The organism is Pseudomonas sp. PME37.24/006, from assembly GCF_055556635.1.
The window spans coordinates 1-438 of the sequence record NZ_JBVHNL010000014.1; the positions used below are offsets into that span (position 1 = coordinate 1).

General features: G+C 72.4%; 1 protein-coding gene. It reads left to right on the top strand.

What is annotated here, in order from left to right:
• Positions 1–438 (top strand): aldehyde dehydrogenase family protein (locus ACZ3GY_RS23650; RefSeq protein WP_465912169.1); only part of this gene is annotated, 438 nt, incomplete at both ends.

Sequence of the window (438 nt, forward strand, 5' to 3'; positions counted from 1 at the left end):
AGCTCTCCTTCACGGGGTCGACCGGCGTCGGCCAGCGTCTGATCGCCGACTCGGCGGCCCAGGTGCTCCGGGTGTCGATGGAACTCGGCGGCAACGCCCCCTTCCTCGTCTTCGAGGACGCCGACCTGGATGCCGCTGTCGACGGCGCCGTGCTCGCGAAGATGCGCAACGGCGGCGAGGCGTGCGTCGCAGCCAACCGCTTCCTCGTGCACGAGTCGGTCGCGGCGGAATTCACCCGCCGCTTCGCGGAGCGGATCGGGGCGTTCGTCCCGGCTCGCGGCACCGATCCCACCTCGACCGTCGGGCCCCTCGTGGATGCCGCCACCCGCGACAAGGTTGCCTCCCTCGTCGACAGCGCCGTCGCCCAGGGCGCGCGCGTGGCCGTGGGCGGTTCTCCCATCCCGGGACCCGGGTACTTCTACCAGCCGACCGTCCTCG